At 58.6% G+C, this 24,598-nt stretch carries 27 protein-coding genes and 1 pseudogene; 18 read left to right on the top strand and 10 right to left on the bottom strand.

The window, feature by feature from the left end:
* Position 1: 1 nt before the first annotated feature.
* The 4 genes from NKJ73_RS29705 (at position 2) to NKJ73_RS29690 (ending at position 5,015) form a co-directional block, all read left to right on the top strand.
* Positions 2 to 1,357 carry an ABC transporter substrate-binding protein gene (locus NKJ73_RS29705; protein ID WP_352572028.1) on the top strand — a complete coding sequence of 452 codons (1,356 nt, stop codon included), beginning with the start codon at positions 2 to 4 and terminating at the stop codon, positions 1,355 to 1,357.
* 70 nt (positions 1,358 to 1,427) lie between these two features.
* Positions 1,428 to 2,744, top strand: coding sequence for a histidinol dehydrogenase (gene hisD / locus NKJ73_RS29700; protein WP_352572059.1), 1,317 nt, complete (start codon positions 1,428 to 1,430; stop codon positions 2,742 to 2,744).
* A 53-nt stretch (positions 2,745 to 2,797) separates the two neighbouring features.
* The gene (locus tag NKJ73_RS29695) at positions 2,798 to 4,381 is read left to right on the top strand and encodes a GMC family oxidoreductase (protein ID WP_352572027.1); all 1,584 of its coding nucleotides are present in this window, start codon (positions 2,798 to 2,800) and stop codon (positions 4,379 to 4,381) included.
* Between the two features lie 88 nt (positions 4,382 to 4,469).
* Positions 4,470 to 5,015, top strand: a complete 546-nt coding sequence (locus NKJ73_RS29690) for a VOC family protein (protein WP_352572026.1) — start codon at positions 4,470 to 4,472, stop codon at positions 5,013 to 5,015.
* Positions 5,016 to 5,289: 274 nt separating this feature from the next.
* Here NKJ73_RS29690 and NKJ73_RS29685 read toward each other — a convergent pair whose 3' ends face one another.
* The 3 genes from NKJ73_RS29685 to NKJ73_RS29675 form a co-directional block, all read right to left on the bottom strand.
* The gene (locus tag NKJ73_RS29685) at positions 5,290 to 6,222 is read right to left on the bottom strand and encodes a Gfo/Idh/MocA family protein (RefSeq protein ID WP_352572025.1); all 933 of its coding nucleotides are present in this window, start codon (positions 6,220 to 6,222) and stop codon (positions 5,290 to 5,292) included.
* Positions 6,223 to 6,392: 170 nt separating this feature from the next.
* On the bottom strand, positions 6,393 to 7,256 hold the full coding sequence (locus NKJ73_RS29680) for a sugar phosphate isomerase/epimerase family protein (protein ID WP_352572024.1): 864 nt from the start codon (positions 7,254 to 7,256) through the stop codon (positions 6,393 to 6,395).
* Between the two features lie 186 nt (positions 7,257 to 7,442).
* Positions 7,443 to 8,255, bottom strand: a complete 813-nt coding sequence (locus tag NKJ73_RS29675; protein ID WP_352572023.1) for a helix-turn-helix domain-containing protein — start codon at positions 8,253 to 8,255, stop codon at positions 7,443 to 7,445.
* Positions 8,256 to 8,822: 567 nt separating this feature from the next.
* On the opposite strand from NKJ73_RS29675, the gene NKJ73_RS34355 reads away from it, so the two are divergent.
* The 3 genes from NKJ73_RS34355 (at position 8,823) to NKJ73_RS29665 (ending at position 12,178) form a co-directional block, all read left to right on the top strand.
* Positions 8,823 to 8,924 (top strand): Y4oE-related protein, encoded by a 102-nt coding sequence (locus tag NKJ73_RS34355; RefSeq protein ID WP_502905406.1) that lies wholly within the window; start codon positions 8,823 to 8,825, stop codon positions 8,922 to 8,924.
* A 350-nt stretch (positions 8,925 to 9,274) separates the two neighbouring features.
* Positions 9,275 to 9,631, top strand: a complete 357-nt coding sequence (locus NKJ73_RS29670) for a hypothetical protein (RefSeq protein ID WP_352572022.1) — start codon at positions 9,275 to 9,277, stop codon at positions 9,629 to 9,631.
* A 1,320-nt stretch (positions 9,632 to 10,951) separates the two neighbouring features.
* Complete coding sequence (locus NKJ73_RS29665; protein ID WP_352572021.1) at positions 10,952 to 12,178, top strand: pilus assembly protein TadG-related protein; 1,227 nt, start codon at positions 10,952 to 10,954, stop codon at positions 12,176 to 12,178.
* Positions 12,179 to 12,354: 176 nt separating this feature from the next.
* Here NKJ73_RS29665 and NKJ73_RS29660 read toward each other — a convergent pair whose 3' ends face one another.
* On the bottom strand, positions 12,355 to 13,251 hold the full coding sequence (locus NKJ73_RS29660) for an ATP-dependent DNA ligase (protein ID WP_352572020.1): 897 nt from the start codon (positions 13,249 to 13,251) through the stop codon (positions 12,355 to 12,357).
* A 400-nt stretch (positions 13,252 to 13,651) separates the two neighbouring features.
* Positions 13,652 to 13,858 carry a KTSC domain-containing protein gene (locus tag NKJ73_RS29655; RefSeq protein ID WP_352572019.1) on the bottom strand — a complete coding sequence of 69 codons (207 nt, stop codon included), beginning with the start codon at positions 13,856 to 13,858 and terminating at the stop codon, positions 13,652 to 13,654.
* A gap of 306 nt (positions 13,859 to 14,164) precedes the next feature.
* On the opposite strand from NKJ73_RS29655, the gene NKJ73_RS29650 reads away from it, so the two are divergent.
* Positions 14,165 to 14,824 (top strand): thermonuclease family protein, encoded by a 660-nt coding sequence (locus tag NKJ73_RS29650; protein ID WP_352572018.1) that lies wholly within the window; start codon positions 14,165 to 14,167, stop codon positions 14,822 to 14,824.
* On the opposite strand, the gene NKJ73_RS29645 is transcribed toward NKJ73_RS29650, so the two are convergent.
* Together NKJ73_RS29645 and NKJ73_RS29640 are read right to left on the bottom strand one after the other, a co-directional pair.
* Positions 14,821 to 15,015 (bottom strand): hypothetical protein, encoded by a 195-nt coding sequence (locus NKJ73_RS29645; RefSeq protein ID WP_352572017.1) that lies wholly within the window; start codon positions 15,013 to 15,015, stop codon positions 14,821 to 14,823. The genes NKJ73_RS29650 and NKJ73_RS29645 overlap by 4 nt on opposite strands.
* Positions 15,016 to 15,081: 66 nt before the next feature.
* Positions 15,082 to 15,528, bottom strand: coding sequence for a helix-turn-helix domain-containing protein (locus NKJ73_RS29640; RefSeq protein WP_352572016.1), 447 nt, complete (start codon positions 15,526 to 15,528; stop codon positions 15,082 to 15,084).
* Positions 15,529 to 15,757: 229 nt separating this feature from the next.
* On the opposite strand from NKJ73_RS29640, the pseudogene NKJ73_RS29635 reads away from it, so the two are divergent.
* The 10 genes and pseudogenes from NKJ73_RS29635 to NKJ73_RS29590 form a co-directional block, all read left to right on the top strand.
* Positions 15,758 to 16,057: pseudogene (locus tag NKJ73_RS29635) on the top strand (IS21 family transposase); the annotation flags it as partial.
* Positions 16,057 to 16,785, top strand: a complete 729-nt coding sequence (istB, locus tag NKJ73_RS29630; RefSeq protein WP_352456112.1) for an IS21-like element helper ATPase IstB — start codon at positions 16,057 to 16,059, stop codon at positions 16,783 to 16,785. The pseudogene NKJ73_RS29635 and the gene istB, both read left to right, overlap by 1 nt.
* 202 nt (positions 16,786 to 16,987) lie before the next feature.
* Complete coding sequence (locus NKJ73_RS29625; protein ID WP_023680086.1) at positions 16,988 to 17,338, top strand: transposase; 351 nt, start codon at positions 16,988 to 16,990, stop codon at positions 17,336 to 17,338.
* On the top strand, positions 17,338 to 17,763 hold the full coding sequence (locus tag NKJ73_RS29620) for an IS3 family transposase (RefSeq protein WP_352572015.1): 426 nt from the start codon (positions 17,338 to 17,340) through the stop codon (positions 17,761 to 17,763). Before NKJ73_RS29625 ends, NKJ73_RS29620 begins: the two co-directional genes overlap by 1 nt.
* On the top strand, positions 17,760 to 18,134 hold the full coding sequence (locus NKJ73_RS29615; protein WP_352572014.1) for an integrase core domain-containing protein: 375 nt from the start codon (positions 17,760 to 17,762) through the stop codon (positions 18,132 to 18,134). Before NKJ73_RS29620 ends, NKJ73_RS29615 begins: the two co-directional genes overlap by 4 nt.
* 97 nt (positions 18,135 to 18,231) lie before the next feature.
* The gene (locus NKJ73_RS29610; RefSeq protein ID WP_352456111.1) at positions 18,232 to 18,831 is read left to right on the top strand and encodes a tetratricopeptide repeat protein; all 600 of its coding nucleotides are present in this window, start codon (positions 18,232 to 18,234) and stop codon (positions 18,829 to 18,831) included.
* A complete protein-coding gene (locus NKJ73_RS29605) occupies positions 18,831 to 19,073 on the top strand; it encodes a hypothetical protein (RefSeq protein ID WP_352572013.1) in 243 nt (80 codons plus the stop codon). Before NKJ73_RS29610 ends, NKJ73_RS29605 begins: the two co-directional genes overlap by 1 nt.
* A 204-nt stretch (positions 19,074 to 19,277) precedes the next feature.
* Positions 19,278 to 20,633 carry a selenium-binding family protein gene (locus tag NKJ73_RS29600; protein WP_352456109.1) on the top strand — a complete coding sequence of 452 codons (1,356 nt, stop codon included), beginning with the start codon at positions 19,278 to 19,280 and terminating at the stop codon, positions 20,631 to 20,633.
* Entirely contained in the window at positions 20,630 to 21,001 is a 372-nt protein-coding gene (locus NKJ73_RS29595; RefSeq protein ID WP_352449195.1) for a 2Fe-2S iron-sulfur cluster-binding protein, read from the top strand. The genes NKJ73_RS29600 and NKJ73_RS29595 overlap by 4 nt, the downstream gene beginning before the upstream one ends.
* A gap of 5 nt (positions 21,002 to 21,006) precedes the next feature.
* Positions 21,007 to 21,456, top strand: coding sequence for a CoA-binding protein (locus NKJ73_RS29590; protein ID WP_502903589.1), 450 nt, complete (start codon positions 21,007 to 21,009; stop codon positions 21,454 to 21,456).
* A 55-nt stretch (positions 21,457 to 21,511) separates the two neighbouring features.
* On the opposite strand, the gene NKJ73_RS29585 is transcribed toward NKJ73_RS29590, so the two are convergent.
* The 3 genes from NKJ73_RS29585 to NKJ73_RS29575 form a co-directional block, all read right to left on the bottom strand.
* Positions 21,512 to 22,741, bottom strand: a complete 1,230-nt coding sequence (locus NKJ73_RS29585) for an NAD(P)-binding domain-containing protein (RefSeq protein ID WP_352456150.1) — start codon at positions 22,739 to 22,741, stop codon at positions 21,512 to 21,514.
* A gap of 62 nt (positions 22,742 to 22,803) precedes the next feature.
* Complete coding sequence (locus NKJ73_RS29580) at positions 22,804 to 23,361, bottom strand: OsmC family protein (protein ID WP_292664767.1); 558 nt, start codon at positions 23,359 to 23,361, stop codon at positions 22,804 to 22,806.
* A gap of 810 nt (positions 23,362 to 24,171) precedes the next feature.
* On the bottom strand, positions 24,172 to 24,417 hold the full coding sequence (locus tag NKJ73_RS29575) for a hypothetical protein (RefSeq protein WP_352572012.1): 246 nt from the start codon (positions 24,415 to 24,417) through the stop codon (positions 24,172 to 24,174).
* Positions 24,418 to 24,598: the final 181 nt, after the last annotated feature.

The following is a 24,598-nucleotide window of genomic DNA, read 5'->3' as shown; positions in this document are numbered from 1 at the left end:
AATGAAAAAGGCGGCAGACGTTTCGGCGCGTCTGAGCCTTCGTGCACCAATGTCTGCCGAACAAGGAGCAACCATAATGAGCATCAAGGGGAAGCGGAAATACCTCGGGCCAGTTCTGCTGAGTGCAGCGGCCGTCGCGTCAATGGCAATCAGCATACCAGCCTACTCCGCCGAAAACGAAATCGAGGTCGTCCATCAATGGACCGCCGCGGGCGAAGCTGCGGCAATGAAGGTGTTGAAGGACGCTGTCGACGCGCAGGGTCTCAAGTGGGTGGACTCGCCGATCGCCGGCGCTGGCGGCAAGAACATGACACAGGCGCTGCAGGCGCGCTTCGCGGCCGGCAATCCGCCCGCCGCATCGCAGATGCCAGGTCAGTTCGTATTGGAATACGCGCAAGCCGGTTCTCTCGGCGATCTATCGGCAACCGCTGAGAAGGAAGGATGGGAAAAGCTCGTCGCTCCCGCTCTCCTCGACTACATGAAGGTCGATGGAAAGATCGTCGCAGTGCCGCTCAACCAGCGGCGCGAGAACATGCTTTGGATCAACAAGAAGGTTCTCGACCAGTTCGGCGGAAAGATACCGGAAAGCTGGGACGAGTTCCTGACGCTTGCCGAAAGGATCAAGGCGGGTGGGATAATACCGCTGGCACTAGGTGGTGACGACTGGCAGGAGGGCGAAATCTGGACAGACGTCCTGATCGGCCAGGCCGGTGTCGACTTCTACAAGAAAGCGGTGATGGCGACCGACCGCGCAGCCATCAAGAGTGACACTATGGTCAAAGTGTTCGACACCTTCCGCAAGGTGGTCGCCTATGCCGACCCAAACCGAGCCGGAACCGACTGGGCGATCGAGACGGGGAAGGTGATCAAGGGCGAAGCCGCAATGCAGTTCCAGGGTGACTGGGCAAATGGTGAGTTCGTCGCCGTCAACATGAAGCCTGGAGTTGACTATCTCTGCACGGCTGCGCCCGGACACGACCACACCTACGTCTTCCTCACGGACTTCTTTGGCATGTTCAAGCAGCCGAATCCCGAAGCGCAGAGGAAGCAGGGTATTCTCGCCAGCGCGGCGATGTCGATCGAAGTTCAGGAGAACTTGAATCTCAAAGGTGGTTCTATTCCGGCACGCCTCGATGTACCGCGCGACAGATTTAATGACTGCTCCAAACAGGCCTTTGTTGACCGTGAGGAAGGCATGAAAGACGGAACGCTGATTCCCTCGTTCGTCGAAAACAATGCGCTACCGCGTGACATTCGTGCTCCGTATATGGACGTCATCACGCAGTTCGCAAATACGCCCGACATGACCTCACAGCAGGCAATCGACAAGCTTATCGAAGGGTTGAATTCCCTCTGACCCTCCTCGGACGCCGCCGGTGCGAAAACCGGCGGCGTCGCGTCCTGCCAACTGGAAAGACGAGATGACCATGGCACGCCATTTGAAGCGAGCAGACGAGAACTTGCGCCCCGCTGTGTTCGAAAGCGAACTGCGCGCGACGGTCGAGGCCATCATCACCGACGTCGCAGAGCATGGCGACGCGGCAGTGCGCGCGCTCTCGGCGAAATTCGACGGCTGGGATCGTGAACATTTCCGCCTCAGCGAGCAGGAGATCGAGGATTGCCTGTCCCAACTTTCGATGGGCGAGCTCAGCGATATCCGTTTTGCTCAAGCACAGGTGCGCAATTTTGCGCAGAAACAAAGGACGTGTCTGCTCGACCTTGAGGTCGAAACGCTGCCGGGTGTTTTCCTCGGTCACAAGAACATACCGATCGAGAATGTTGGCTGCTATGTACCGGGAGGCCGTTACCCATTGCTCGCTTCCGCACAGATGTCGATCATCACGGCAAAGGTGGCGGGATGTCCGCGGGTGATCAGTTGCGCGCCGCCCTTTCGAGGCAAGCCGGCGCCGGCGATCGTGGCCGCACAGCATCTGGCGGGCGCTGACGTCATTTATTGTCTGGGTGGCGTGCAAGCCGTTGCGGCGATGGCCCTCGGCACCGAGACGATCGCATCCGTCGATATGATCGTGGGCCCTGGCAATGCCTTTGTCGCAGAGGCCAAGCGGCAACTCTTCGGGCGGGTCGGCATCGATCTCTTCGCCGGTCCGACCGAGACGCTTTTGATCGCCGACGATACCGTGGATGGCGAGCTCTGCGCGACCGATCTGCTTGGTCAAGCCGAACATGGCGTCGATACGCCGGCCATCTTGATCACGGATTCCGAAAAACTCGCACGAGACACGCTCAACGAGATCGATCGGTTGCTGACCATCCTGCCGACGGCGGCGGTCGCGGCCAAGGCGTGGGCCAATCATGGGGAGATCATTCTGTGTGAGGACGCAGCGGAAATGCTCCAGGTGGCCGACAGGATCGCCAGTGAGCACGTGCAGGTGATGACAAGGGATGACCGCTATTTCCAGGAGAATCTCACCAACTATGGCGCGCTGTTTGTCGGACCGCGCACAACGGTCGCCTATGGCGACAAGGTGATCGGCACCAACCACACGCTGCCTACGAAGCTTGCGGCGCGCTACACCGGTGGGCTGTGGGTGGGCAAGTTCCTCAAGACCTGCACATTCCAGCGCATCGACACAGACGCTGCTTCCGCGGAAGTCGGAGCCTATTGCTCGCGTCTGTGCATGCTCGAAGGCTTCGTTGGTCACGCGGAACAGGCCAATATCCGTCTTCGCCGCTATGGCGGCTTGAATTTACCCTATGGGACCGGTGCCCGGCGCTACGCCTAATTCGGAGAGGAAATCCTGTCTCACGCGTGGCGTTCCTACAGTTTGGAGGGAGTATGGTCGATTTCATCGTGGTTGGAGGAGGGTCTGCTGGTTGCGTGGTGGCTTCCAGGCTCAGCGAGAATCCCGATGTTTCGGTGCTCTTGATCGAACAAGGCCCCCGAGACAGCAGCCCCTACATCCATATGCCGGTCACCTACTACAAGACCGCACAGGGCAATTTGCTGCAGCGCTTTGAGCAGGTCCGCAGCGAGGCGGACAAGCATCTCGACGCTCAAACAATGGTCCAGCCCAGGGTTCTTGGCGGAGGCAGCTCCGTCAATGCCATGCTCTACATTCGAGGCGCGCCGGACGACTACGAACGCTGGGTGGAGCAAGGAGCCAAGGGTTGGTCCTACAAGGAGGTCTTGCCGTTTTTCAAACGCTCCGAGGACAACGACCGCTTGTCCAACGAAGCTCATGGTGAGGGCGGCCCGCTGGGCGTCTCGGATCCCTGCTATGTCCATCCACTGAGCCGTTCATGGCTGAAAGCCTGTCAGGAGGCTGGCCTTGCCTTCAATTCGGATTTCAACTCCGGGGAGCAAGCTGGATGTGGTTTCTATCAGCTGACAATTCGCAATGCCCGGCGGTCGAGTGCAGCCGTAGCTTTTCTGAAGCCAGCGCAGAGGCGATCAAATCTGAAGGTGCGAACAGATTGTCGCGTCTTGCGCATTGTTTTCAAACGGGGGCTAGCCGTAGGGGTAGAGATAGCCGACGGACAACGGAAGTCGACAATCTATGCCGATCGCGAAGTCATCATATCCGCAGGAGCGATCAACTCACCCCATCTGCTGATGCTTTCCGGCGTTGGTCCCGCGGCGCATTTGCAATCCTGCGGTGTGGAAGTGGTGCACGATTTGCCTGGTGTCGGGCAAAATCTCTGTGATCATGTCGACATCTATATGACGTATCAGCTGTCGGGACCCTACAGCTACGATCGCTACAAAAGCCTTCTGTGGCAGTCTTGGGCAGGCCTGGAGTATCTGCTTTTCCGACGCGGGCCGGTTACGTCGAACGTCATGGATTCGGGAGCATTCTGGAGTTCGAGCCAATCCACTGATCGGCCGGATATTCAGTACATTTTCCTGTGCGGCAGTGGCATAGAATCCGGTGCCCCGGTACCTGGCGGGTTCGGATGCACCTTGAATGCGACCCACATTCGACCGAAATCCAGAGGATGGTTGGGTCTACGAAGTACCGACCCCGCGCAGTCTCCGCATATTGTGCCCAACTATCTTTCCGAGCCTTCCGATCTCGGTTGCCTGGTCGAGGCTGTCCAACACGGCCAAGAGATCATGTCCCAGAAGGCGCTCTCGAAATACATCGAACGTGAGCATATGCCGGGCAAGCTCGCGACGAAAGCCGACTACGAGCAGTACATACGGCGGTACGCTCAGTCGTCCTTGCATCCCAGCGGTACCTGCAGAATGGGGACCGACGAGCTCGCCGTCCTGGATCCGGAACTGCGCGTCCGCGGCCTCGACGGCCTTCGCGTCATCGACGCTTCAGCGATGCCGTCCGTGGTGTCAGGCAACACAAATGCTCCGACAATAATGATCGGGGAGCGGGGGGCGGATTTCATTTTGCGCTCGCCGAGATGACGCGCCGGTTCTGCGCCTTTCCGCCGCTATTCGATGGACGATCCGCGCAGAAAAACTTGATCTTTCGGATTCAAAAAAGGAGACAGACATGAACAATCAGACGAAAGGCCTCCCTGGGCTGGCAGGGATCGATCACGCCGGTTTGGTGGTGCCAAACATGCAAGAGGCGATCGCCTTCTTTCGCGACATCATCGGATGCGAATTCATCTACTCCGGCGGGTCGTTGAAGGACGACACCGGGAATTTCATGCAAGACAAAATGAATATCCACCCTCGCGCACACATGAAGGAGGTCGTCTTCATGCGCAGTGGCAATGGGAGCAACATTGAACTTTTCGATTTCGAGGCTCCTGGTCAGAAGACAGTATTCCCCCGAAATAGCGACATTGGCGGCTATCATCTGTGCTTTTACGTCGATGATATCAACGCAGCCAGCGAACATCTCCGCAGCCATGGGGTTAAAGTCTACGACAAACCGGAGTTCGAAAAACACGGTCCCGGCGCGGGCGAGTCGTGGGTCTATTTCGAAGCGCCTTGGGGCCTTCAAATGGAACTTATCAGCTATCCATCGGGCAAGGCCTATGAGGCAAATGCAGGAATGCGGCTGTGGAACCCAACACAATCTAGCCAGTAGGTCCGCCGCTAGTTATCCGCCACCCCGATCCTATCCGCCCCCCAATCCTAATCGGGTTCGGTTGCCTCCCAAGGCGAAGTGCGCTCCGTAGTCCGGACTGTCCGGTTGCGGGGCGCATTTGTGTGTGCACATGGGCGCGCAGAAGAACTGAGCGGCGACGAGTGCCCCCTCCGATTTGACACAGATTGTCCACAAAGCGACTGCTCCACGATCCAATCGCGGAAGCAGTCAGTCAGGTGCCTTGGATTTGGGCGCACCCGAGCAAGTGTCGCCTTCAGACAAACGGGTCCGCATCGACCCGTCGCCCCAGCATAAAGCAGTCCGAGACCAGTTGTAGCGGCGTTGAATCTACATCCGATTTCCCGGACTTCAACAGCTCGGCGAAATGGGCATAGATGCCTTCGTATTCCTGGGACGATGAACCGGCGAGAGTAACCTCGCCATTGACACGGAGTTGCGTCCCGCCATTGCTCAGCTGAAGAGTCGTGCCTTCGTTCGTTTCGACGTCTATGTCCCAGGATGGTTCACCGGTTTGTTGCCAGTCGAGTTCGGCGGTCAAATCGGCGTCAATCCCAATGGGCGACTTGAAGCGAATGGAGGCGGCAATGGGTGTTGCCTTGTTCGACGGGATCATCAGGCGGGCATCGGCTACAAGGATCGGAACCGGCATGATTTTCGAGATGATGGAGAATGCGTTAATGCCAGGATCGAACACGCCGAACCCGCCTGGCTCCCAGATCCATTCTTGACCCGGGTGCCAGTAGCGGACGTCCTCCTTCCACGACACATGCAGACGGCGGACGGTCAAGCCAGCAAGTAGGCGTTTTGCCTCGTCGACCGCCGCGTTGTGTTGCGAATGCCATGCTGTGAAGACAATGCGTTTGTGGGCGGCAGCATGGGCCAGCAGTGCCTCCAGTTCGCCGATTGTGGATGTCGGCGGCCTCTCGAGAAGCAGGTGAAACCCGGCGTCGATTGCTCTGTGCGCGAAATCGAAGCGCGGTTTCGGAGGCATACACAGCGTGACCGCATCAAGTTTGATCCCGCTTGCCACGAGTTCCGAAAAAGTCTTGAAGGTTCTCACATTTCCGTAAGAGCCGCGCGAACTTACTACCGCTGCGAGGTTGAAGTCCGCGTTCTTGGCAGCTACCGGCAGATGCTGATCTTGTGCGATCTTGCCCAGGCCTACAACGCAAATTTGAATTGTCACAAATCCTCCTTCCAGATGGCCGAGTTTTCGTCGCCATCGCTTGTGTCGCTATTAAGGAATGCCCGATTGGAGCCTGATTGACGTCGTTATGCCGTTTCGACGAAATGCCTCGTCCGGGTCAGTGAGTGGGGCGTGGTGTCGGGTCGAACCCGTCGAGCCTCTCCTCGATCTCAGACCGCCAGACCTGCGGCCAGAAGCACGTTTCGCGTCGATTCTGCGGACTTGCGCGCCACGGCCTCGACGCTCATCAACGTGAGCGTAGGCGAAAACACCTCGGGTCCGACCTGGTTGAGGCCGCCTGTTTCCGCTAGGATTCGCAGGATTTCAGCATTCGGGAATTCACCGTCCCCCGGAAACTGGCGGTCGTAGCAATTGTCTTTGATCGTCACCCCCTTCGGCAGCGCCAGAGGGCCATCATTGACCTGCACGCAATGGATCATGTCGCCGGGGATCGTCTTGAGGAGCTCAACATCCGAACCTCCGCGCACGAAATGCCATACGTCGAACACCAGCCCGCCATTCGACGCGCCGGAATCACGGACGACATTCCATGCCATTTCCAGCGTTGGAACGCCCCACAGCGGGATGAATTCGAGATCACACTTTAGCCCATGCACTGCCGCGAGGCCGCAGATCGCCGCATAGTGCTCCGTGATCTCGTCTGTCGACATTGCATTCAACGGAAAAGTGGCATTCAGGCTCGCATGGGTGCAGCCGAGCGCGTCGGTCAGGCGGAAGAATTGGTCCGGTGGCGTGTTGACTGTGGCGATGTAAGCTTCGTCCATATTGTCCGGGCGCCAGACCCGCGGCCAGGTGTTCAACGGATCGAGCCGGGTGATTCGCACACCATGATCCGCGGCTTCCGCGACGATGTCGGATGCCGGTTTGCCGCCCTCGATCAGTCTCTCGACATAACGCGGCATGAGCGACAGCTCCTCGAAGCCGGCAAGTTGCGTCGCCCGGAATTTGTCCGTTAGAGACAGATGCGCTATGTTCGAGAACGGCATCATATAGGAATTGACGGTACTCGACATATGAGCCTCCGGCACGTCTGCGATAGTGCATACCATCTGCACCCACCATCATCGTAGACACTCGCGGCTGGCACGCATCGACGGCAGCTGACTTAATTCGCAAGCAGCGTTCTGCGCAATTTCGCAGGCGGTTGGACGCTTGAGCACTCTGACGCACTTCGCTTGAGCGGTGGCGGTCAGTCAGTCTCAAATGGAGTCGATTGTCGACGTTCCGGAGGTAAGATAGGTGATCACTTCCTTCGGTATCGAAGCCTCGCTTGGTGAAAGGACCGTGGCGCGGCGCAGGTCGCTCTTGCGAGCCTTGCGGTCTCCTACAAAATGCATGGCCACCTTTTGCGCAACCGGCTGTCGCACCATGCTCGCCGCGATTCCGCTGGTTACCCCGAACATGAACTTCTTTGAGTTCCTGTCGATCGAGGCGAGATTGCTGAATGTCATCTCGTTGCGTTGGATGGTCTCGAAATCGATCGAGAACAGGCGATTGGAAATATAGAAACTGAATCCGTGGTATTTGAAAATATAGTCAATCTTATTGGAGCCATCGAGGTTTGGAAAACGCTCAACGTAACTATGCATCAATATCCCATCTTTCGAATAGAGGTAAAATATCGACCTTAGTATCTGACCTTTGTAGATCGAGGAGTAGTGGTAGCGTTCGTAGGCCCCAAGGAAATCGGCCGCGTCTGTCGCGTTCGCCGACAGGATTTCCGTGATGAACATCATCATCTTTGGCGATTTCTGAATCCGTTTGAACAGGTGGAAGTGATTTCCCTCGACAAGTGATTGGAAGTCATACGGGTTGTAGGTCATGACATCGACGCTCAACCCAAAGAAATTCGCGATCAAGCGGAGGTTCTTCTGCGACGGTGCGTGAGTTCCGGCGAGATACTTGTTGAATTGCTGACGATTGATGCCCAACTTTCGGCATGCTTCCGATACAGTGCCGTGCTGTTCGCATAGAGTTTTGAGATTATCTGCCAGGTTCGCCTGTTGGTTCATCGCGGTTCTCCAGCTGCGCTTTGCGCTTAGCGTTGCAGCAATATGCCTCTACTTTGAAGCCTGATTGCCGCGAATGAAGCGAGATTACACAGTAGTCGCGTCAGGTTGAATGCCCCTCGGTTTGTTGGTGCGATAAAAAATGGAGGTCATGCCGAATAGGGCAGGGAACGCGGCACGGCATGGAGCCGACTGCGGGAACGCGACCTTAGTTGTCGGGTGAACACAGCGAAGAGGAATTCCAATGCGCGAGTTACATGAGTTCCCCATTTTGGCGCCCGTGCTTCGTAGTTTCCTGGTTTGGATGGTATGATGGGTCGGTCCACAGTGTGAACGGCGCGGGGTGCCGCGATGATCTGGCGGTAAGCATCGGTACTCATGGCTTCGCCTCGTGCGGGTCCGCCCTCAGGATTTCGCGGAGGAACTCCTGCATCCAGATCGGCACGGCGGAGAGACCAGCACGCAGATCCTCGCCACCCCCTGTGTTTTGGGAGAAACAGCAATGGCGAAACGAGACGAACCCGCCTTAACGGATCACAACTACGCCCAGCCGACCACTGATCACAATAAATCGCGCTGGCGGCGGCCTGGTGCGCTCTCTCCGCGCGTGCTGACGGCCGCAAAGACGATTACGACTTCTGGTATCGGGTCTTCGAGCTGACGCGGCACTAGGCAACCCGAGCAGCAATGCGCTACCCCTTCGACATCGGCGCCGCGTGCGGCTCCTCATAATTCGCCGGTCGGCCGTTCAGCAGATTGATCGCCCGCTTTATATCCCCGTGCAGCCGGTCGATCACGTCCCATATGCTCATGAAATGGCTTTAGCGCCAACTGTGCATCACGCAGTTCTACCGTCAAAAGCCAAGCCTGCCGCTCGATCTTGGCAAGATGATACTCGGAAATCGTCCATGGCGGCGAGGGTGCGGCATCCCGCAGAATAGGAATATATTCCGCATGCCGTCAAGGCACATAGACTTCGTCCTGCCCTCAGCGCCTGCTCGCCGCGCGCATTTTGGCGAAGCATGAAAATCAAGTTATGTGCGTTTGTAGCCATCAGCGTTTTGTCGGGCTGCGCTACTCGCCCAGCCGACATCAAGCCCACGCTGGTTTCGTCCAGCGTATACGCGGGCAAGTCCTGCAGCCAGTTGGAAGCCGAACTTTACCGAACGAGTTCCGACCTGGTGCCGATAATGGCCGTACAACACAGGACGGCCCGCCATGACGTGGATGGCGTGTTTTGGCTTGGCTTGCCGGTTGGCAGCATGATGGACAACACAGACATCAAGGCACGTGAAGCCACGATCGGCGAGCTGAAGGGCAACATGGACGCGATCAACGCAGCCCGACGAAAGGGCGGCTGTGTTGCCGGCACTCTGTAAGCCGTTCCAACGTTGAAATTGTCGGCTTGCTTCCCGCCCTCGCGACTGCGGAGTGGTCGTTTAATCGATTGACTCGCGTAATGCACCGGCAGTTAATCTCCCCGCCAGGGCAAAAGAGGGGCTATGAAACTGGGAGCAAACGATGACTATCCAAAAAGAAGACTATCGAACCAACAGAGCCGACTACGCCATAGCTGTGATGCATAGCCGAGCGACCGCTGAGGGCGATCGTGACGATTTGGTGGCGAGGAAAACGTCCCTGTGGGTAACAGATCGGCGATCTGCAAAATTGGCTGCAAACCCGTCCGAAAGCTCGCCAGAACCCAAGGCAAAAGCGCGCGGTAAGTGAATCGTGCCAGCCACTTTCTTACCGCCGCGTACTTCGTTCGCATGGTTCGATTATATTAGATTTATCTAATATACTAACCAGCCAGTCGAGCATTCCCGAACGCTCGCTGGTCAGGCCCAGCGGCCCCCCTAACCCAAGCTGCTGGGCCGCCCGCTAAGGAAGTGCGTGTATCGCTGATGCTGTCGTTGGTGACCCGCCTCCGTACCGCCGCAACCACGTCACCGATGCCAATACCCCGCATCGGTACCGCTCAAACGAATGGCAATTTTCTGTCTGGATGCGTTTAGTATCCATTCTCCGGAGACCAACGCATGGGTGTCGCGTGGGAGATAAGTGACTCCCCTATAAAGGCATAGAGATGCTACGAGCACTGAAAAGTCAGTTCCTTAGACCTAAAGATCGGGCGATCTGCCAGCGGGTTGTCGACCAGGTAACCGCCGACGCCAAATGGTACAGCACCCCGATAGACGGTCAGATTCTGGCCTCGACCACGCTGAATCTCTTTCAATCAGGGGTCGTAAACGAAACGAATTTGCTGGCACATGTTCGCGCGCGGCGCCACGACTTCACTAAACTGACAGGCTAGCTCCACCCGGGCGGAAACAGCGCGTTTCAGTAAATCGTGAATTGACCTGCATCCATGGAAGCCGGTTGGCGGCACGGCGAGGTGATGCGGTCGCTCCGTCGCCTGATCGCAACCGACAACATGACGCAAGGAAAATGCCAAGGTCGAAGCGCAGCTCGCCATCGCGCCCGCGCGATGATGCGTGCGGGCCGGCCTTGACGATCGCCAGACCGGCGCCAGACGGCGGCGCACTGGCGCTCGGCGGCGTCATCGTGGTGAATTTGAGACGCTGATTCAGCTGCTCCCCGCAAGCTGATTGTGGGATCGAGACAACTTTACCGGCTCGCGAAACGGACCCTCCATATGCTGCCTCTAGGTTAGTCCCAGCTAAATGAAGGGGGCTTCCATGCGTGTGACCGAACGATTTTGGCGTTCAGAACGCGGCAACCTCGCCGTGGTGTTTGCGTTGGTCTTGCCAGTCGTGCTTTTGGGCGTCGGAGTGGCGATAGACTTTGCGCGCGTGAGCCGAACTGCCCAACAGTTGCAGGAGGGAGCCGACTCCACGGCCCTTCAGTTGGCCGTGGCAAGCGCGAACAGCAGCGATATGACGTCGGAGCAGCGTCAGGAGAACGTTGATAGTTTCGCCAGCCCCACCTTTGTGGCCACGCGAAGTCCCTATAGTGGTGACGCCCACCAGATGGTTGGATCAACCAATCCCACAATCGTGACGGTTGTATTGCACCAACCGCAGGAATTGGCCTTCTCGGCAATCCTTGGCGTCGATAAACTTGATATTAGCCGAAGCGCAACCGCGATTGCCTATCCGCGATACCCAGTCTGTCTTCTCGTGTTGGATCGGTCCGCCTCGAACGCGTGGTCGAATTCGGGGTCTTCGTCGATAAATGGCCAGAAATGCGTTGCGCAGGTGAATTCAAGATCGGGGACTGCGCTAGCCACGAATGGCGCATCGTCCATCAGGACATTGGTGACGTCAGTCGTCGGCCCCTCCGGGCCGTCTGCCGGCTTCAACCCTCAACCGCTTTTCAATCAGAAAGAGCTGGCAGATCCCATTATCTCCCGACTGGTCTGGCCAACAGACAATGTCTGCACCTACAATAACCTGGTGATCAAAAACGCCACCGCAAATCTCGTTCCCGGCACTTTTTGTGGAGGGCTCACTCTATCGGTCGGAGCGGTGGTCAATCTTGCCGCGGGAACGTATGTTATCAGGACGGGAGGGCTTTCGCTCTCCTCCGGCGCGGTTCTCGATGCAGCTGAAGGTACCACCATCGTTCTACTCGACGATCAGGCCACCATCACAATGCAGGCCGGCGCCAAGCTACGCCTGACGGCGCCGACCAGCGGCCCGTGGATGGGGATCGCGCTAGCTCAAAAACCCCAAGGCGTGGAGAGAACCTCCACGCTCATTGGCGGTGGCGATACAGATCTAGGCGGTATAGTCTATCTGCCGTCACAAAAGCTTTTTCTTACAGGTGGCGGTGCATTGTCGACCGACAGTAAGCCTCGCATCTTTGTGGTCAACCGGATCGAGATGAACGGCAATGGCTCAATTTATCTTGCTGGCGCAAGTGACTTATTGACAACGAATTCTGCAACGAGACTGATGAATTGAACTTGGCTGTAGCCCGAGCAGTGTTGTGAGACAGACTGCGTTTGAGGTTCGCTTGCTTCCGTGTTGGACTGAGAGCCGATATCGAAGGCAACGCTTGGCCTCGTCGTGACAACGAATTAAATCAATCAGCGGATTGTATCGGTTACTTGATTGACCCGCAGCGAAGCGGCTCGTCATTATTTTCCGGGACGCTCCGGATCGTCGCCGAAGCCAAGCAGCGAAGCGTGCCGTATACACTTGTGCTTGCCACGAAGGTGCTTGATCCGCAGCTTCACGCCTGGCCCAACCCACTGCGTTGCCGGTCGCTTTTTGACGCCCTCCGGAGGTGGTCCGGCATGTTCATGGACCCGCTTCCAGACCCGTTCCTTCATGTCGCGCCCCATGCTGATGAAGGCCGAACCGACATATTTTCCGGTACCGGGCTTCGCCGCCAGCAAGGCGAATGCCGCCTTGCCCGGCTCACGCTCGACGCCCATCAGCTCATATTCGTTGACGACGAAACTCTTGGTCTTCAGCCGGTCGCTGGTCGGGCCGCTGCGATATTTGCTGTCGGCCCGCTTTGAGACGATCCCCTCCAGGCCGGACTGATCCGCGAGATAGAACAGCGCCTTGGGATCGCCAGGTATGGACTCGCTGAACTGGACGCGGCTGTTCGGCCTGATAATGCCAAATAGAATTTCCCGGCGCGCCTTGCAGCCAACGTCGCGCAGATCGTGGCCGTCAAGATGCATGATGTCGAAGGCGCCGAGGTTCGTGGCGTAGGGATCGCTGTGGACGGCTTTCTGTAGTACGTCGAAATCGGGCAGGCCATTCACGCCCGTGACGACCGCCTCGCCCTCAAAGATCGCGCTCTTGACGTCGAGATCCCGCGCCGCCTCGATGATGCCGGTGTATTTCCTCGTCCAATCCGCTCCGCTGCTGCTGAAGGCGCGAATATCGTCAGGGCTGTTGACGACGATCTGGGTTCGGTAGCCATCGAGCTTGATCTCGTGAATCCAGTGTTCACCCTCGGGTGGCTTTGCGACCAGCTTGGGCTCCATCGGACGGATTAACGCGAGCCTCGCCCCGTTCATACAAACTCCACGCCACACCAACCCGATTCAATAACCTTTGAACGTTCGGTTCCGCGAAGCTCAAAGCCCGCGTCTCTGGAGGGAGGAGACGCCGGCAGATCGGATGCCATTACCGATCGTGCAGCAATATTGTGTGAGGGGAAGGATTTGCTGCGTGCACCGAACCTTCCCCGCGCGCCGGTGTTCCAACTGACCACAAAAAAATCCCGCCGCACTTGCCAGGGCGGCGGGACCGATCAAGCGCCTTTGCACCAGGTGGGGTGGGCGGGGTCGGGCTTGCCCGGTGCGGGGCGGACCGTAAGGCAACTTTAGAAGCAACAGTGGCAAAGCCTCTACCAACCGCCGGTTGGCGCGGCGAAGGACGGAATTCGGCCGCCGACAGACCAGGCGTCCCGGGCAGCTAATCGCTCCCAACCAGACGGAAGCGAAAGTTGTTGCGGATGTGGTCGTTGAAGTAGCGACCCTTCGCGAAGGCGGCTCGGAATTCGGCGTAAGTGTCCGGTGGCACATCCTCGAATTCGTACCGTTTGCTACTGGCGACGAACCATACCGAGAGAGTTTTGCTATCCGGGTCGTATTCCGTTTTGCGTATGGAGGTGGACGGCATGACGGCGGCTCGATCAAAAGCAGTTAACGATCGGAGAGGCCGGCGCGTTCCTGGGTGAGTGCGGTGCGCCGCGGCCCAAGAGGCCCGACCGCCGTCGGCTCTGGACTTGGCCCTCTATTAGAAGCACTCTGCCCCTCAAGAGGAGACAGGGGTTGGGCAAGTCTCGCTATAATGGTCGAACCGACCAGTGTCGTAAGCTGGGGCGCGTGCGCCAACTGGCTGGCGTTCCGAAGCGGCTCGTGTTCGTGACCTTGGCCGCGATGGCGGCCTATGCGACGCCGCTCGTCATGCAACATAGCGATCGCTGTGCCCGAGCTCAAGGTATCAAACCGGACCGGATCAAAGCCGGCGCCGATCGCCGGCGTCGCGTCTGTCATGGATGGCGATACGATCGAGATCCACGGCCAGCGCATCCGGTTTAACGGCATCGATGCACCAGAAAGCCGGCAGTACTGCAACGACGGGAAGGGTTCTGAGTATCCGTGCGGGCGCCGTGCCGCCGAAGCGCTCGACAGCTTCTTGGCGGTCTCGAGGCCGATTCAATGCACCTTCGTAACTTGGGATCGCTACGTCCGCTTTGTGGGCGACTGCCGGCGGGCGGACGGCTCCAGTGTCGCGTCATTGATGGTCAAGCACGGCCAGGCGCTGGATTGGCCGCGCTACAGCCACGGCGCGTACGCGGAGCAGCAAGCAAAGGCAGAGGCGGCCAAGGTCGGTCTGTGGGTCGGAACGTTTCAGGCGCCCTGGGAATGGCGTGCGGCGCACGCCGATGGCGCGACGCCCAGCCAGCCGCTTGGCCTCGTCAGCCGCAAGTTGATCGCGCAGAGCGGCTTTTCATGCGAGTCGCGGCGAACCTGTTCGCAGATCAGTTCCTGCGACGAAGCCCAATGGTATCTCAGCAACTGCTCGTGGGGCCGGAAGCTGGATCGTGATGGCGACGGCGTGGCATGCGAGACGCTGTGTTAAGTGATGATGGCGTCGCAAGCCGCGTGGATGGCGACCGAGCAGTCAGGTACAGCCTGATTCATCAGCTGCTTCGTCCGCAACAACTGCTCTGGCTTAAGGTCCTTGCGGTCCTTAAGGACGTTACGAATCCATTCGTCATGAATGCGCTCGGTCCATTTCGCACGGAACAGCCCTCCCGCTGCGAACTCCATGAGGAAGTCTCGCAGCGGGGCTGGGTACAGTGCGCAGGCGTCAGGAATGACGGTGTAACTGCCTTCCTAATAGCCCATCCCCAAGTCTTGCGATTGGGCAGCTAGTTCGTCCATTACACGCTGACGCTCTTCCTCAGTTGACTTGCGGAAAGCATCTAAATCACGGAACTTAACTCGACGATGAGTTCCTACCATGTGGAACTTCACCTTGCCCTCCTCGAGAAGTCGAACAAGATAAGGACGTGACACGTTCAGATAGTCAGCGGCTTCCTGTGTCGTCAGTTCGGCATGGATTGGGAAGAGGGTAACGGCGTTACCCTGCGCCATTTCGGTCAGTAAATGATAGAGAAGATCATTCACTGCCTTAGGAAGGCGCAGCATCTCTCCTCCATCCACTTGAACGCGCAATTCAGCGCCCTCGTGTTTGGCTCTAGAAAGGTGGCGGCTGGCCTGCGCAGCCAATTCGGCGTCGTCGGCCGAAGGCAATATCGGTCGTTCGAGCAGCGTTGTCATGGTCGTCTTCCCTGTGTTCAACGGATATAGCACCGACCGTCACCTCTTTGGTTCCCGTTCCCGCAGGTGCCGATCTCCGCTCGCCGGAGCCACGCCCCTGACGTTTCCAACTTGCCAAAAGCCGCTTGTGTGGCAAGGCAGTGTGGGACGGACCAAAGGCAGCCCGTGAAAAGGACGTAAGTGATTGAAAACCTTGGCGCACCCGACAGGATTCGAACCTGTGATCTGCTGGGTTCTGCCCTCGGCGATGGAGCATATCCGACGCAGATTGAAGGCGGCGCATGACGGCGATCGGCAGATGGTATCGATCCTGGCCACGGTGTTGATCGACGGCATCGATGCCGTGGAGGCTGCCTGCCAGGAAGCGCTCGATCAGAATGTCTGCTCATCCGCCGTCATCATCAACATCCTGGCGCGGCGGCGCGATCCGGCGCCGGCCGTTACCATTCTCACCCCGAACGCTCTTCCCCTGCAACACGAGCCGCAAGCCGACTGCGCCCGCTACGACAGTCTCAGGAGGGCAAGCTGATGGAACGCACGCAGGTTCTGGAACTGATGGGGACGCTGAAGCTCTACGGGATGCGCGGCGCCTATGACGAGGTCATGGCGACAGGCATCAAGCGCCAGCACGAGCCGCCGAGGATCGTCGGCGATCTGCTGTCGGCCGAGATCGCCGAGAAGCAGGCCCGCTCCATCAAATACCAGCTCACTGTCGGCAAGCTGCCGATCGCCAAGGACATCGATGAGTTCGACTTCGACGGCACGCCGGTCAACGAAGTGCTGGTCCGGGATCTTGCCAACGGCACCTTCGTCGCCAACCAGCGCAACGCCGTGCTCATCGGCGGCACCGGAACCGGCAAGTCGCATCTGGCAATCGCCATTGCCCGCGCCCTGATCCGCAACGGCTCACGTGGCCGCTTCTTCAACGACGTCAATCTCGTCAACCGGCTCGAGACCGAGCACCGCGGCGGCAAGCAGGGCCGTATCGCCGACTACCTCACCCGGCTCGACTTCGTCGTGCTCGATGAACTCGGCTATCTGCCCTTTGCCCAGGCCGGCGGGCAATTGCTCTTCCACCTGATCAGCAGGCTCTATGAACGGACCTCGATCATCGTCACCACCAATCTGGCGGTCGGCGAATGGCCCGCCGTCTTCGGCGACGCCAAGATGACGACAGCGCTGCTCGACCGTCTCACTCATCATTGCGAGATCATCGAGACCGGAAACGAGTCCTGGCGCTTCAAGAACCGCGCCTGATCACCCCATCAAGCTGCCAAGCGCTATCCGCACTCGCCCGGGCTGCGCAACCCAAACCAGCTCCGCCCGGGCGAACGCTGACCGCCGCGCATTACATAACGGGGGTCAAAATTGGACGGCGATCTGGAGTGCGCCCCTCGGACCGGACAGGATGAACAAGCAGAATTGACTTGGAAGCCGGGCTTTCGAAGGATGGAAGCCCATGGTGACTTATCGCACGCACAGCATCGAGTTCAAACGTCAGGTAGTGCAGGAGTTCCTGTCCGGCGAGACGCTGCATGGTCTCGCCAAGCGGCACGAACTGCCGCGTAACCTGATCCGCATCTGGGTTCAGAAATACGAGGCCGGCTCCTTCGACGAAGACGTGGCGGCGGCCGACACGATGCAGACCTATGAGGCGCGGATCGCAGCGCTGGAGCGGCTGGTAGGCCGGCAAGCCTTGGAAATTGAGTTTCTAAAGGGGGCTCTGAAAAGCGCACCACGTCCGAGAAGCGGGACTACATCCGTGATCACCGGCCCGGCGGTGTCTCCATCGCTGAAGGATGCCGGCTGATGGGGATCGCGCGATCAACCTACTACGATCAGCCCGAAACCGCCGTGGATGACACAGCGCTCGTCGAGACGATGGGTGAGATCTCCGACAGCTTCGAAGCTTACGGCTATCGCCGCATGCAGGCGGCGCTGCGGCAGCGCGGCATCCTCGTCAACCACAAAAAGGTCAGACGGTTGATGCGCGAGCACGATTTGCAGCCCAGGATCAGGCGGCGCTTCATCGCCACTACGGAGAGCGATCACGAGTTGCCGATCTTCCCGAACCTGGCGAAGAACGTGACACCCGACGGCCCGAACCAGCTCTGGGTGAGCGACATAACATACGTGACGATTGCGGCGGGCTTCGTCTACGTCGCGGTCATTTTGGATGCCTGGTCACGCAAGGTCTTGGTTACGCCATCGGTCGGTCGATCGACGCGCGCTTGACCGTTGCAGCATTGAAGGCGGCAATCGAACGACGAAAACCCCCGCCGGGCTGCGTCCATCACTCGGACCGAGGGTCGCAATATGCCGCACTCCTCTACCGCAACGTTCTCGCCGAGCACGATCTTATTGGATCGATGGGCCGGCGCGGCAATCCCTACGATAATGCGAAAGCGGGAAGCTTCATGAAGACGATGAAGGTCGAAGCCGTCTATCCGATGGCCTACGAAACCTTCGCCGACGTCGCTGAGGACCTTCCCCGCTTCATTGATGAGGTTTACAACACCCGCCGATTGCACTCAGCGCTCGGCTATCTCAGCCCGCAAACGTTCGAGGACCAACACGCCCGGCAGATGGTCAAAACTGCGGCTTGACCCTGTCCGGTCCGAGGGGCGCACTCCAATCGGGCGTCAGTTTTGCAAGCCGTTTGACAGCTTCTTCCCGGAAGGGCGACCCGAGGGAGGCGCCGACGTGGAAGAGGCCCTCAACTTCTGCGTGGAGCACGACCTGCGGTCTTACATATCATGGGGACGCTTCTACCGCGGTCTGGCTCTATTTCGACGTATGGGGCAACGCGACGGCCTCGACCTCATGCGCAGCGGGATTGCCGGCACGGACAAGATCAACCCGCGAATCCTTCAGACGGCCCGTTTCGGGCATTTCGCAGAAGCGCTCGCATCAGCCGGCGAGCTCAAAGAGGCGTTGGAGGTACTGTCAGGGGCACTCCGCACAGCGGGGGAAAGCGGCGAGAGACTCTGCGAAGCTGAACTTAATCGCCTGCGCGGCGAGTTGCTCCTGCGAAGCGGGGAAATCGAAGAGTCGGAGAATGAATTTCGCAGAGCGGTCGAAATCGCGCAGGCCCAGAAGGCCAGGTCGTGGGAGCTTCGCGCCGCCACAAGCCTTGCCCGTCTGTATGCTGACCGAGGACGTCATTCTGACGCGCTCGGTGTCCTCGTACCGGTCCATTCCTGGTTTGCGGAAGACGTCGACACAGCCGACCTGCGGGCAGCCAGAACACTTCTGGAGACTTTGGGGCAAGACGCTGAAATTTCCATCCACCTGGTTAGGTGATGCAGATTGATGGAGTCTTCTCGATTGGCGGCGAACATCGCGAGCGTTCGCCTGAGGGGCACGCCGACAGTCGCAAGCCCGGGTGCCAAGGTTGGTCATTCGGCTTGCCCTTGGCGAATCTCCGGTTTGGATCCGACTTCGCCTGTTCAGCCGTGGGCCAGCAAGCGGCGATTTATGGCGCTATCGACTCCTTGCTGAAGGCGCCGCCCGAGTACCGAATCCTGCTGGAGGCGAAGGAATGATCCATTGCAGACCTTTGTGTCCATCACTCGGAACGACCGCAAATTGATCTTATGCCGCTTCCTATAGTCCAGCCGCCTCGCAGTCCTGTCTCCCGCCACCCAACCCGGCGACGCTTACCCCGGCGGTAGCGCCAACGCCACGCATGCACTAATGTCTCAGCCCCCTGGGCTGGCCAGTGATCTGTTCAAATTAGGGAAGTACCCATGACCGAACATTGCTGTGGACCGGGCTATGCTTCTCCCGCCGAGGCCATGAGGGCACCCCGCGAAAAGTTGCTCTACACGATAGCTATTTACACCGGCACAGGCATTCAGAAGCCGGACTATCTGTGTACCATTGATGCCGACCCGCAGAGTGCAACCTACAGCCAGGTGATTTCACGTTTGCAGATGCCGGGTATCGGCGATGAACTTCACCATATGGGCTGGAATGCCTGCTCGTCGTGCCATGGCGATGCGAGCATGGAGCGGAATTATATGATCGTGCCCGGTGTGCGCTCGACCAATCTCCATATTGTTGATTGCGGTACCGATCCCCGCAATCCGACACTGTTCAAGGTGATAGAGGGCGCCGAAATCAAAGCCAGAACCAACCTGTCGGCACCGCACACAGTGCATTGCCTTGGTTCGGAGATCATCATTTCAATGCTTGGCGACGCTCAAGGCAACGCGCCAGGCGGTTATTTGAAACTCAGTAAGGAGTTCGAGATTGTCGGCCGTTGGGAAAACTCCATGGGCAGGATCAAGTTTGGTTATGATTTCTGGTACCAGCCGCGACACAACGTAATGGTCAGCTCGGAGTGGGCCGCGCCTAACACTTTCATGCCTGGTTTCGACCTGGAAGAGGTTGGCCACCTGAAATATGGCCGGGAGATTCACTTCTGGGACTTTGAAAAGAAGGAACCAAAGCAAACATTCTATCTCGGTGAAGATGGCTTGATCCCGCTGGAAGTGCGATTCCATCATAATCCCGACAGCAGTCACGGCTTTGTTGGCGCGGCCCTTTCCGCAAACATCATTCACTGGTGGAAGGATGCGGCGGGTGCTTGGCAATGGGAAAAAATCGTGGATGTCGAAAATGAGCCGCATCCCGAATGGCCCATTCCAATACCCGGCGTTATCTCAGTCATTCTGCTCAGCATGGACGATCGATACCTCTATCTGTGCAACTGGTTGCATGGCGACATTCGTCAGTATGATATCTCGGACCCCCACAACGCCAAGCTTACCGGACAAGTGTGGATGGGCGGACTTCTCGGACGTGCGCCCGAGGTGAATGGCGTGAAAGTCACCGGCGGGCCGCAGATGATACAGCTCAGCCTCGACGGCAAGCGCCTTTATGTGACGACCTCGCTCTTCTCGACCTGGGACAATCAGTTCTATCCGGAAATCCGCACCAATGGCGGATGCATGCTGATGGTCAATTGCGATACGGAAAACGGCGGCATGGAAATTGATCCGCGATTTGTCGTCGATTTTGGCAAGGAACCAAATGGACCAAGCCGCTGCCACGAAACCCGTTATCCCGGGGGTGATTGCACGAGTGACATCTGGGTATGACCTGCTTCACCATCATTCTCGCCAATCAAGGCGGTGCGGCCTTTGACGTCGATCACCGCAAGCCCCTCTTGCAAAGCTTGCGCGAGCAGGGCGTGGATCTGCCGTATGGGTGCAAGTATGGCGGCTGCATAACCTGTGCGGCCAAGATAATCAGCGGCAAAGTCGATCAAAAAGCGCAGCGGGCGCTGAACAACCGCCAGATCAACAATGGCTATATAATCCTCTGCGTCGCCCGCCCTATGAGCGACTGCACGCTGGAGGTCGGCGTTGAGAGCCACGACAAGCTCTATCGCAACCCCTTCCTTGACCCGCTGGCCGCTCATGAATTGAAAGCCGATATTGCGACCCCGTTGGAAGCAAAGAAATGACCCATATGAATCATGATGAGCCCTATTCGGAGGCTTATCTGCAAACAATTCTGAAATCGGTCAAAACCATCGCGATGGTGGGGGCCAGCCCCGACAAGACCAAGTTTTCCTATGGCGTACTCAGGGTTCTGCACGAAACCGGCTATGATATGATCCCGGTCAATCCCACTCCCGGTCTGGATGAAATTCGAGGGCTCAAGGTGTACGCGTCACTGGAGGCCATCGACCGGCCTGTGGATATGGTCGAGGTTTTTCGCCGCTCCGAGGATCTGTTGGAAGTTGCACAGCAAGCCATCGCAATTGGTGCCAAGGTTCTGTGGAGTCAGATTGGGGTGCGCGACGACACTGCTGCCCTGTTGGCGGAGGAAGCGGGCTTGAAAGTTGTGATGAACCGCTGTCCCAAGATTGAGTTGTTCCGCCCCTTCTGGAAGCCGAAGTTGCACTTGGGAATATGATTGCACAGTCACGGAATTTCGGCGTTGTCACGGTAGCTGACCTGTTTCCTTGGCCTTAGACGTTGATTGATTTTTGCCTGAGGTAAGATGCCAGATGGTCGCTGAGATCACGCGCGTCGTCGCCGGCGCCGTCGATCAGCGCAGACTTGCGGCGGCGCAGAAACTGCATCCCTATCAGGTACATGCCCGGATGTTCCGCAACGCCGCCGTCGTGACGGAGGTGGCCCTTGCGGTCGAGGAGCGGCAGCTCCAGCCAGGAGTAGTCCGGCCTGTAGCCAGTGGCCCAGATGATCGTCCTGATCGCGCCTCCGGTAAGGTCGAGGCCGAGCGGCGGGTTGTCCTCGACACGGGTCGGCGGCAGGCGATCCGGCGGCCCGACCGTAGCGTCAAGGCCGTTGGCGCGCGCCCATTCGTCGATGAGGTCGAGCAGCCGGGCCATCTTGAGATCGGAAAGCGCGCACATGTTGCGCAACGACCCCGCAAACTGGGCCTTGCCGTCTTCGGTGATGCCAGCGAGACGGCCAACGAGCCTGACGCCGAGGTCGACCAGCGCATTGAGGTCGAGGGTGGTGCGATCGGGGGTGCCGGCAAGCTGCAGCGAAGGAACCCGTCGCGCCCGCCTGATGTCGTCTACCTCGTCGTAGCGCTCGTCGAGCACGCCGGCGGCGTCCATCCACCACTCCAGGTCCTTGCCGCGATAGACGCGCGGCGCCCGGATGTGCTCGCCTACCGACAGGGTCACTTGACGCCCCGAACGCTGCAGCTCCTGTGCGATCTGGGTGCCGCTCGACGAGGCGCCCACCACCATCACGCCGCCGTCGGCGACCTGAGCCGGATTGCGGTAGGACTGTGCCGTCAGCATGGCGACCGACGGCGGCACGCGGACGGCCAAATCGGGCAGGCGTGCGATATTGCACGCGCCCGACGCCAGCACGACAGTTCGGCAGCGCCACTCGCCGTGGTTCGTGCGCACGAGATATCGCGCCCCGTCGCTGCGAACCGAGGTAACGGTCGTGTGTGTTCTGACTGGAGCCGCGATGGCCTTGGCATAGTTCCCGAGGAAGTCGATCACTTCAGGCATCGTCCGGTAGCCGTCGGGGTCGTCACCATCATAGCGGAAGCCCGGCAGCCGGCTCTGCCAGTTCGGGGTGAGCAGCCGCAGCGAATCCCATCGCTCGGTGCGCCAGGTATGGGCGATCTCGCCGCGCTCCAGCAGCACATGGTCGATAGAGCGCTCCGCGAGGCAGCGGCTCATCGCGAGCCCCGCGTGCCCTGCGCCGACGATAACTGTGGTGACGGAACTAATCGCGCCCTCTCATCAGGAGAGTCTACGGCTCGAAGCGCCTTTCAATTCACCACGACCGTGACGTTCGTCGGATTGGTTACAATGTCATAGACAGCCGACCGCTTCTGTGACTGAGCGACGAGAGCCTCGATGTCCTCGCGCTTGGCGTCGGCGTCGATGTTGTACTTCACCGTGATCCCGCTGAAGCCGTTGCGGACGTCGCTGTCGATGCCGAGTATGCCCGCAATATCCATGTCGCCTTCGATGGTCGCCTTCACCGACTTCAACTGGATGTTCCGGTTCTGGGCAACCGCGGCGATGCCGGCTGTCAGGCAACTCGCCAGCCCGACCAGCACGTATTCGACAGGCGTGGCGCCCTGATCCAAGGAAGCAAAGACCTCCGGATGGTCGGCATCGAATGCGAAGGTGGTCTTGCGATGCTGGTCCTGGCCGAGACCGTAGAAACTCTCGACCGTCGAGTGGCTGTGGGTGCCATCCTTCCATTCGCAGGCCGCGCGCCACTTGAACTGCGCGGCCTCCGGGGCGTTGGTAAGCGCTTCGCGTGCGCCGAGCAGCGCCTCGACGTTAACGCCATTGTTTGCCTGTACTTCGGAAGCCATAGTTATCCTCCCTACTTTGCACTGGCTTAAAAACCCGACCCATCCCACCGACCTCCTGATCAGATTTCACCAGGGCATAACATGCTATGGGTAGCGAAGCGTTTCTTCAAGTTGTTTTCCGCAGCGGCAAGGTTGTCCCTCGTGTGCCGAGTTGCGTCTTGCAGGTCAAGGGTGCCCTGTGTCGGTCGGCGTTGGTTCGGCATCCAGGTGTCGGAATCGTGATGCATTTTCTTCAAGGGCCGGCAAGCTCAGTCAACTGCAATCCCGCGGAGCGATCTTTGGCGCTGCGAACAGCTGTTTCGCTGCCGCGAACGGGCAATCCAAAGCTGCGAAGTTATTTTCGGCTTTTGGCGCTACCTGCTCGTTGCGATCGACGAGAAGAATGGCAACATTCCACCCAACCAAGTCGTTCGACGCTCATTTAGGGCGTTCTCGAGAACGGATGTTTGAACCAGCGGGACGCGCCAACTGCGGACATTTGGCGGCAATGCACCGAACGACCTGATCGGGGCCGCAACCTGACCGTCCGTGATTGGGAGCCACATGGCTAAAGCAGCTGTTCCGCTATTGAGTCTTGACAGGCGTCCTAGGCACCCGCGGCGTCGAATTCAATCGCAAATCCCGCGTCGATCGCGCTTCGCGCAATGAGATCGCCAAGTTCCCAATCCGTGAGGTCGCAAAGCGGAAATATTCCCCTTAAAGCGTGGCTAACCTCGGATATCGAAATGCACGGCCTGCCGACATTGTCGATCGGATAATGGACAAACGTCCGACAGGGTGGGCGTCTGCGCGAGCGCAGGCATATATGGCCTACGAATGGGGCCGTGGCTCTACGACATCGGCTGTTTTTGCATCGAAAGCGACGGGCACACCGTGAGTGAAGGATGCCACCGCCAACAGCTCCTCCAGGTCGCGGTCGGTAGCCCTGCATGCCGGCATGAGCGTTCGGATGGCGCGGATTGCCTGTGCGATGGAGAGGAAGTGGGCCTTGCCTCTAGAGAGCACATAGGCTTCGGCGGCTCTTTCAACCGTGACCGTGTGAAAAGTGTTGGTCATGTGAGTTCCTCCCTGAAACCCAAACCGACACGATTTATGGCACCAATTCGGCAGCCTGCAAGGGCTTGTCCGATTCCGAACAGTTAGGCGGAGGCGAGGCCGAAGTGACTTTGCTCCTCGTCGCCGTAGGCACCATGTGTGAGTTGTATCATTCCAACGCGGTCGACAATTGTGATCTCGC

The sequence above is a fragment of the Mesorhizobium sp. M0074 genome, assembly GCF_040322975.1.
Classification (GTDB): Bacteria; Pseudomonadota; Alphaproteobacteria; order Rhizobiales; family Rhizobiaceae; genus Mesorhizobium.
This window is presented reverse-complemented; position numbering and strand designations above follow the sequence as displayed.